General features: G+C 47.9%; 5 protein-coding genes. 4 read left to right on the top strand and 1 reads right to left on the bottom strand.

Annotated features, from left to right (window positions below; translation table 11 throughout):
* The 4 genes from HCX89_RS22450 to HCX89_RS22465 all read left to right on the top strand — a co-directional run.
* A partial coding sequence (locus HCX89_RS22450) for a type VI secretion system Vgr family protein (RefSeq protein ID WP_167717508.1) occupies positions 1 to 1,075 on the top strand: 1,075 nt, incomplete at its 5' end.
* On the top strand, positions 1,062 to 2,021 hold the full coding sequence (locus HCX89_RS22455; RefSeq protein WP_144162368.1) for a DUF4123 domain-containing protein: 960 nt from the start codon (positions 1,062 to 1,064) through the stop codon (positions 2,019 to 2,021). The genes HCX89_RS22450 and HCX89_RS22455, both read left to right, overlap by 14 nt.
* Complete coding sequence (locus HCX89_RS22460) at positions 2,008 to 5,454, top strand: toxin VasX (RefSeq protein WP_144133454.1); 3,447 nt, start codon at positions 2,008 to 2,010, stop codon at positions 5,452 to 5,454. The genes HCX89_RS22455 and HCX89_RS22460 overlap by 14 nt, the downstream gene beginning before the upstream one ends.
* 3 nt (positions 5,455 to 5,457) lie before the next feature.
* Positions 5,458 to 6,243 carry a hypothetical protein gene (locus HCX89_RS22465; RefSeq protein ID WP_025890157.1) on the top strand — a complete coding sequence of 262 codons (786 nt, stop codon included), beginning with the start codon at positions 5,458 to 5,460 and terminating at the stop codon, positions 6,241 to 6,243.
* 96 nt (positions 6,244 to 6,339) lie between these two features.
* Here HCX89_RS22465 and HCX89_RS22470 read toward each other — a convergent pair.
* A protein-coding gene (locus tag HCX89_RS22470; RefSeq protein ID WP_167717509.1) for an IS3 family transposase occupies positions 6,340 to 7,415 on the bottom strand; the annotation gives its coding sequence in 2 pieces (ribosomal slippage) (positions 6,340 to 7,166 and positions 7,166 to 7,415; 1,077 coding nt in all).
* Positions 7,416 to 7,783: the final 368 nt, after the last annotated feature.

Below are 7,783 nucleotides of genomic sequence, written 5' to 3' on the forward strand. Positions count from 1 at the left end.
TAATGCGGCGGAAGAGGACAACAGCAGTCGCGGCACCACTTACAGTAACGAGATAGTGGCGGTGCCATCCTCCATGCAATGGCAAGCGGAGCCGAAGGCCAAACCCAGGATGGCGGGGCCGCAGATAGCGACCGTGGTGGGGCCGAAGGATGAAGAGATATTTTGTGACGAATACGGCCGGGTGAAGGTGCAGTTCCCCTGGGACAGATATGCCAGGGGTGACGAGCACGGCAGCTGCTGGATACGGGTCAGCCAGGGCTGGGCCGGTGGTCAGTATGGCTTTATGGCACTGCCGCGGATAGGACATGAAGTGATAGTGTCGTTTTTGGACGGCGACCCGGACCAACCCATCATCACCGGTCGGGCCTTCCATGCGGTGAACCAGGTGCCTTACGCGCTGCCGGCCCACAAGACCCGCACCGTGCTGAAGACCCAGAGCCACAAGGGCGAGGGCAGCAACGAGCTGAGGTTTGAGGATGAAGCGGGGGAAGAGGAGATTTACCTGCATGCGCAGAAAGACCTGAACTTACTGACCGAGAATGACAGGCACGAGCATATCAAGCACGACAACCACCTGGATGTGGACAATGAAAGGCGCAGCCGCATCGGCGGCAACGAACATCTGACGGTGTTGGGCGAGTCCCGTCAGCAGGTAACAGGCGACAAGAGCCTGATTGTGGATGGCAGCTATCAGCAGAAAGTCGCCGCCAAAGAAGCGCTCGAGGTGGGCAGTGAAGTTCATCTCAAGTCATTGGGGAAAATTGTGCTCGATGCCGGCGCCGAGATCAGCATCAGTGCCGGTGGCAGCTTCGTCAAAGTGGACCCGGCCGGGGTGCACCTGGGCGGCGCGGCAGTTAATCTCAACTCGGGCGGCAGCCCCGGTTCAGGCAGCGGCTTTGCCGGCAAGGCACCGGAGCTTCCGGGTGAAGTGGCCGCTGCCGAGTTGCCCCAAGGCGAAAAAGTGATTTTGCCCAATCCATCCCAGCAGAGTGGCACTCTGCTGCTGGCTGCCAGTACGGCTAAAGGTGTGTGCGAAATTTGCGAGCAGCCGGAGGAAGAAGATGCCCCTGCCTGATCTCGCTGGACTCAAGGGGCAGCTGTATCTGCTTTGGGATGCCTGTTTGCACCGAAACCTGGCGCAAACCCTGTATCAGCTAGATAACCGTGTCTTTATGCTACCCCTGTATCAAGGGACTCAGTTCGAGTCTCTCGGCGATATTCAACCCTTGCTGCTGCAATGTCCTGCCGACAGTCAGTTGTTGGATTGGTTGGAGCAACAGCTTTGCTACCGGGACAGTGTCTGGCTGTTTGAGTCAACTTCCTCCAGTGCTGAATTGTTGCGCTATTTTCAGCAACTACCTTTGCAGCAACACCCGCTGGGTCACCAGGTATTATTTCGTTATCAGGACCCCAGAGTGCTGGCGGGCTTTATGGCGGCGCAACTGCCGCTGGAAGCACTGTTCCCGGCGGGCATATTCGGCCGGATTTGGGTGTATGACACTATTGCCGAACACTGGCACTGCCGAGTGCCTCAGTCGGCTCAGTCCAGTGAGGCAACTCAGCGCTTTCAGTTGACCGATGACCACCTCAAGGTGATGCAGCAGGTCTGCTGGCAGCAATTTGGTCTTAGGCTGCAGCAGCATTTGAGGCACTTCTTTGCCGATGAGTTCGGTTCGGTTTCCCTGGCGGGAACCTTGGCTATTGCCGAGCGCGCCGCCGCGCAGGGGTGGGAATCGGAGCGGGACATTTTTCTTTACGGCAATATTTTGGGTTATCTCGGTGCCGACTTTGAAAAGAATCTTATCGGCAATCAGGCAAGCAGTGCTTCCGGGGCTTTGCTTGATCAGCACCAGGCTAGCCGTGAACCCGTCTCTCAATCAGAGTACGCCGGCATTATTAACCTGATGCAAACCCGGGGAAGTGGGAGATCTGCGGCTTTGGCACAAGCCGCAGATTTGGCCAAGCAGTTAAATCAACAAAGAGCCAATGCGTTACAAGGAGTTACTCATGTCGGCCGATAGACAACAACAGGATGCCAACGATAAGGCCACTCAAGAGTCGGATACTAAAGCCGGTTCTTTACTGGCAACTTGCCCACTCAAGGCGCAAACCGTCAAAATCGTGCCTGTGCGTTATGCCTTGGATGAATTCCAGTTGGTGCCGGAGCCTTGCCCCAAGCACAACTTGCCTTCAGAAGGTAACTTCCCCGGTGGCTACTTCAGCAAACAGCTCAAATGTAATAGCTACACCCTGCGTCAGCTTACCGACGGCTGGCTTTATGTCTGGAACCAAACCGAAAAGACCCTGCACGAATATGAAGTCAGGGGACCTCAGCTGATCCGTTACCAGTTTGGCGACAATGAGGCTGACAAACCGCTCAGCGAGCGCGGTACAGCGCTGGAGCCTAAAGTCTATCTGGAATATAACCGCGGCTCTGAGCTGTATCTGATGTTCAGCCAGCTAAGGTGTTCCTGGCCTATGTTGGAGCATTATCGCAGTAATGGCGAAGCCCAGCGTCGTTGGGGACGCAAGCTGTCATTGCCCGGATTTTGCCGCACTATGGCAGAGCCCCATACTGCCCCAATCAAGGTGTTGAGCCAGGTTGCCGATATTGCCGGCGAGGCCAAGTTCCCTTTGGCGGTTCCTTCCCTGCAAGACAGAGGGGAGGGAGATGAAAAGATCAGCGGTAAGCCGGTTCAACCCCTGACTACCTACCTAGGCCCTATAAGCGATAAAGATTCGGCCCTGATGGTCGCACTGGATGATATTTGGTCGGATATCGATGATATTTTGTCACAAACGGCTTATATAGCTGGGCAGATGCATGAGTTTAATGAGGATGAGATGTATCGCCGGATGAATGCGCAGGCAGTGATCCAGCTATGCGGTGCCGGTGATATGCTCAGTATGGAAGGCTGGATGCATGATGATAAGTTACCGTCAAAAGTCAGGGGCAATAAACTCGCTATCAGCCGTTATCTGGATAAGGTGAGTGATTATGCGTATGAAAAAGAGCAGTGGAATATCGCTGTCCAAAGGGCATCTCGAAAGCTGAATGACAGTTTTGAACTACCATCTAGTGAAACATACAAACGGCTTGAAAAAGAGATAATTGAAGAGTATGGACGTGTCCCTGTCATTCCTAAAGAATGGGAAAAGAATAAGAAAAGGCGCCAATATGCTGACCTTCAAGCCGCTGAGTCCTTTTTGAATGAGCATTTACAACATGATAAAGAGCTTATTTCAGAAGTTGAACTTAGATTGGAAGAAGCTTTTAGTTGCCATTTTGCCATACCGGCAGATGCAAGTGTGTTGGGAGCCGATTGCCATCATGTCGAACACCAATTAGCTTTGACAAACTGGATTGGCAACACCTATGAAATCTTACTTCCATTTATGGATGAGCCTCAACGGGCACAACTACGTAATGCTTTGTGGGACTCAGATAAGGCCGCTGCTTTAATAGCCTTAAGTTACAGTGGCTTTGATCCTGAACTTCATGCTGCTCTATATAACATTCAACAAAAACTGCCACGAGAAGCTGAGAAAGCGCAGTCTGAGGAAGTTTCTGAAGCCAATAACTATATGGGAAGAGTTAACGAGTGGCTTGCTGCCTTTGATGAGCTCCGTCTGGCAGACGATGGCTGGGTGAGAATGTTGCGCGATGAGATACAGCTGACTCTGACGACTATGCAAAAAGCATTTGGTACTATGTCTTCTATTGGTTGGGATCAATTAATGAAGGCGTTGTTCCCCTTAATCGGGAAAGAAGGTTCGAAATCTCTCTCAAGAGTTAAAATGGTTAGAATGAATGTACTTAGTTCATTTATTTATAATTTGCCGTTTGATAAGAGTAGTTTTAAAGAGTATTTGAATAAAAAAGAGCAGTGGGATAGAAAATATTTTGAAATAAATAAGAGGATTGAAGATAGTCAAAAGGCTCTTAGTACACCAGGGAAGACGAAACGAGACTATAAGGCTCACAGTAATAGCATAGCTAAGAATCAGCAAAAATTGGAAAGGTTGAATACTAAAATTCCAGAAATGCTTCGACTAAAACATAATGGAATTATGGAAGTGTATCGCCAGAATTTGTCTAATGTTATGCGTGATATGGTAAATGGAGGTAAGAGATTCGGTGGTGATATTATTTCTGGAGTAAAAAGTGGTGTTGGCTACACTGTTGTGTTAATGAATTTATGGAACGTGCTGGAAACTCCCATGCCTTCAAGCATGGAAACGAGTGATATATTGGGGAATGGTGATAGTGATGGGCTTGATGGTAGAGAAAAGTTATCTAGAGTCTGGATATCAAACGTGAGTTATTTGGCCGCGGCAGCAACTAGTATTTGGTATGGAATATCAGTCAAAAATTTGAATGATGTGGTTGAAAAGGGGATTCATAATATTTCTACATCTGTAGTCCAGGGGGTCAGGAGAACGAATGTTCCTTTGTTAAGACAATCGATTCAAGAAGTTAAAGCATTAGGTGGTTCTGAGTTATCTAAGACAGTGAGTGCTTTTAAAAGTTCTGCAAGGCTTTTAGGGGGGCTTATGGTCATCGCAACAGCTTATGAATTCTCAGTGGTTACGGACGAACTCGACCAGTGGAGAAAAGGAAAAAGTGATTTAAACTTCATAGAATTACAACTGACTACGGTTAAAGCCGTTTCTCTCTCTGTGCAGCTAGCCGGTGGTGCTTACATTTTTTTTCAATCGTTTGGTATTGGTGTTGCGATCCCTGGCTTTGGAATAATCATGGCCATAACCGGTCTTATCTATCTCTTGTCCAGTTTGATGCTTACTTGGTGGTCTAGAGATGATGTTGACAAATGGTTAGAGGGCTCATCCTTCGGGCAAAAAACTAAATGGCAACTTGATCCAAAGCTAGAGTTTCAAGAGCTTATGGATGCCTTGCTTAAGCCTTCAGTTTATGCTAGGACATGTTTTACTATCGAAGCCGATGAGGGGGAGTCCATAGAGTATGATGTAGAGGGGTGTTGGCTTGTACTGACATTGCCTCAGGCTAATTTAAGCGTATCGGTCGCCGAAGTGAAGAAGAGCTTAGTCTTTTGGAACTCGCAAGTCGAGAATGAGAATTTGGGGGATATCACACCCATACATTTGAGTGATGCTGCGATGCAGCAGATCTTGACTAAAGGTTTGCCTAATCGTTTGGACAACGAGTTGAATATCGATCTCAGTCCGCCAAAAGGTATGGGGATCCATTGGTTGGTCCCCATTGCAATGAAGGAGTCTTATTCTGAAATTTGGCTTTCTGTGCAAAGATATGATCTCACCAACATTGCTAAAGAGTGGTGCTTTGAGATAGACCCTCAGGATATCGGTAACATATACAATGGTAAGACTATCAAGCCAGCAGCCAATGGCAGTTTCGCTTGGCCTAGTGGGGCGACTCCCGTTATGCTGAATATGAAAAATATCATGGAGTAGATAATGAGCGGAATCATTGAACGGCCCGATTATATTCAGTATAACCAGACAGCATTAGAGGAAGGTTGTTTTACTCAGGAGGATATTGAGCAGTTGGAGCGCGAGGAGGCTGTGTTTCTGTGGGAATGCCCAAGAGCTTTTGACTGGCCAACGAGTGCTTTGGTGCTTCATAGTAAAATAATATTGGGGATGTTAGCTTTACCTGTTGCTGCTCCCATCTTAAGCAGACTAATTAGTGATGAAGGCAGATGGCAAACCCTGGAGATATGGGACTTTTATCTTGCAATTCTATTTGGTGTTATCTTGCTTGCTTTTTATGCTCTTACTCGAAGCCAATATCATCATATCGCTTATAAGATCACTCAAAGTGGCATGCTTGAAGATAATTTAAAGCTATATCCAAAGTGGCGCTATCGTAAGTTGGATTTTACCGCTTTAGCGTTAATGTTGCGAATAGGTGCTTTGATATTGTTACCTTTGGTTTTTATGACGAATCCATTGCTGTTAGCCGGACCCGGAGGTTTGGTGCTTTTGAGTTTTTGTCCTGTTCCTGAATACGAGCCTGAAAAGGCTCAATATGTACCATTATTTTGGGATGAGAAGGATGAAAAGGGTAAGCCAATATTTACCAAGTTGAAAGTTGATAGCCGCAGGAAAATGGTGTTGATAAGTGGTGATATAGAATCTTTTTGGGGTAGTGTCAGTATATTTTGTAATAAAACTAATTTTGAAACGGTAGTCGATTTTATTGTTAAAAGGTTGCCTCATCTGCAAGTTACCCGCTTATGACTTAATGGGATCAAACTTTCCACGCATCCGGAAGTTGTTGGTCTAAGTTGACCTTTCCCCGAGATTAGTACCAATCTCTTGATGAGATTTTCCAGCTTATGCTGCTTGCTTGGCATACGCAACAGGCGGCATATAGTTCAGTGAACTATATGGGCGAACATGGTTGTAGTGTTCACGCCATAGCTCGATTTCGTATCTGGCTTCGTCTAAGGTTCTGAACCAATGCTGATTCAGACATTCATTCCTGAATTTGCCATTCAGGCTTTCCACAAAGGCATTTTGCGTCGGCTTTCCTGGTTGGATAAAGCCCAGTGTGACGCCCGTTTCCTTACTCCAGAAGAACATGGCCTTGCTGGTAAATTCTGTCCCATTGTCGCAAGTAACCTTCTTGGGTTTGCCTCGCTCTTCCATCAATTGCTCCAAGAATCTGGCGACCTGCTTACCACTAATGGCCACAGAGACTAATTGACCGACCATTTCCCGCGAATAATCATCCACGACATTCAGTACCCGAAAGCGGCGACCATTGCTGAGTTGGTCTGACACAAAGTCCATAGACCAACGTTGATTGGGGGGTGTTGGCACCTCCATGGGCTGCCTTGGCCGGGTTAGCTTTTTGTGCTTCTTCGTCCTGACCTGCAAGCCTTCCTCCGTGTAGAGCCGATAGGTTCGTTTGCGGTTTTTGACCCAGCCTTCACCCCTGAGCAAACCATGCAGCATCAGATACCCATAGCGAGGATATTGCGTCGCCAGTGCCTTCAGTCGCTGTCTGAGCCCATTGTCTGGCTTTTTCCTGGGTTGAAAGCGAAATGCAGTCCGGCTAAGCCCAGCCAACTGACAGGCCACTCGCTCACTGAGGCTGAATCCCTCAATCAGGTGTTGAGCAACAGGCTTTTTGGCCGCTGGCGTTACCACTTTTTTGACAGCACATCCTTCATTGCTTCGACTTCCAGCATCTTGTCAGCTAACATCTTTTTGAGCTTGTTGTTCTCCGCTTCCAACTCCCTCAGCCGCTTCGCTTCGTTCACTTCCAGCCCGGCATACTTGCTGCGCCAGTTATAGAAAGTGCCCGTGGATATGCCCATTTCACGGCAAATGTCATCGACTTTTGCCCCTGCCTCATGCTGTTTGATGGCCTTGATGATTTGTTCTTCGGTGTAACGTTTCTTCATGTTGAGATCTCCATTGGCTCTAGTGTATTGGAAATCTCATCAATGTCATGGTCTTAAATTCGGGGGAAAGGTCAGTCTGATAAATGAGGAGGTATGCTTAAAATGCCGGATTGTCAGTTTAGAGAGGCAAATGCGATACCTTTGGGTTCAAGTGATTCATAGAAATAATTGAGACAGCAAGCCTTAGCTTGCTGTTTTTTATCCATTCATTTCTTTTTAATGTACACAAAATCCAATCGACTTCAGCTTACTCCTTGGGCAACTCTTTCGGGCAAAAACTTGCCCGGCGAGCAAAAAATTGCCCGGGTTCGGGCAAGAAATTGCCCGGAGAGCGGGAGTGGGTTTGTATATTGTTGTAAAACAGTGGT

The organism is Shewanella sp. Iso12 (genome assembly GCF_012030025.1).
GTDB classification, from domain to species: Bacteria; Pseudomonadota; Gammaproteobacteria; order Enterobacterales; family Shewanellaceae; genus Shewanella; species Shewanella algae.